The organism is Klebsiella sp. X1-16S-Nf21, assembly GCF_002837615.1.
GTDB classification, from domain to species: Bacteria; Pseudomonadota; Gammaproteobacteria; order Enterobacterales; family Enterobacteriaceae; genus Klebsiella; species Klebsiella variicola.
In genome coordinates this window covers 1-1,127 of record NZ_PJDK01000154.1, presented here as the reverse complement: position 1 = coordinate 1,127, position 1,127 = coordinate 1, and the positions used below count along the sequence as shown (strand labels likewise).

Annotated in this window: 1 protein-coding gene; it reads right to left on the bottom strand. The window is 63.0% G+C overall.

Features of this window, described 5'->3' with window-relative positions; genetic code table 11:
- A partial coding sequence (locus tag CW267_RS29815) for a mannose-1-phosphate guanylyltransferase/mannose-6-phosphate isomerase (RefSeq protein WP_101148720.1) occupies positions 1-1,127 on the bottom strand: 1,127 nt, incomplete at both ends.

Here is a 1,127-nt window from a genome sequence, read left to right as displayed (position 1 = left end):
CGGTTGACGTTGAAGCGCGGGGTCTGGACCACCACGTCGCAGCGGCCCCAGGGACGGTAAATCTCGCGGTGGCGCTTGTACTCGCTGCGCTGGTTCTGCTTGAGGAACTCGACCGCCTTCTTCACGTCCTGGGAACGCTCGCGGTTCATCACCAGCACGGCGTCCTTGGTGCTGACAATCACCAGGTTCTCCACGCCGATGGCCGCCACCAGCTTCTCGTCGCTGTTGATGTAGCAGTTTTCGCTGTTGTGCACCCACGCGTCACCGCTGAGGACGTTGCCCTGCTCGTCTTTCGGGCTGACCTCCCACAGGGCGGACCAGGAGCCAACGTCGCTCCAGTCGGCATCGAGACCGACCACCACCGCGTCGGCGGTTTTCTCCATCACCGCGTAGTCCACGGACTCGTCCGGGCACTCGCAGAAAATGTCATGCGGAATGCTGATGAAGTCGCTGCCGTTGTCGGCGGCATTGACCGCGGCCTGGCAGGCTTCGAGGATATCCGGGCGGAATTTGGCCAGCTCGGAGAGGTATTTTTTGGCGCGGAACATAAACATGCCGCTGTTCCAGTAGTACTCCCCGGAGGCGAGGTAGGCCTCGGCGCGCTCGCGGTCCGGTTTCTCCACGAAGCGGGCCACCTGGTACGGAGTGTGGGCGCTGTCGGTGAGGGCCACGCCGCGCTGGATGTAGCCGTAGCCGGTTTCCGGGGCGTTCGGCACGATACCGAAGGTGACCAGATGGCCTTCATCGGCGTACTGCTCGGCAACGCGGATGGCGTCGTGGAAGACCGGCTGGTTATTGATGATATGGTCGGCGGCGAGGACCAGCATCAGCGGGTCGTCGCCGTGGCGGGTGGCCTGGAGGGCCGCCAGGGCGATGGCCGGGGCGGTGTTGCGCCCGACCGGCTCAAGAATAATGTTGTTGGACAGCTTGTTGAGCTGGCGCAGCTGTTCGGCCACCAGGAAGCGGTGCTCTTCGTTACAGATGACCATCGGTTCATGGATTTCAAGGCCCGAGAGTCGGGTGATGGTTTCCTGCAGCATGGAGTTCTGCCCGAACAGGCGGAGGAACTGTTTCGGGTAAAGCTCGCGAGACATCGGCCAGAGACGACTGCCGGTACCACCAGCCAT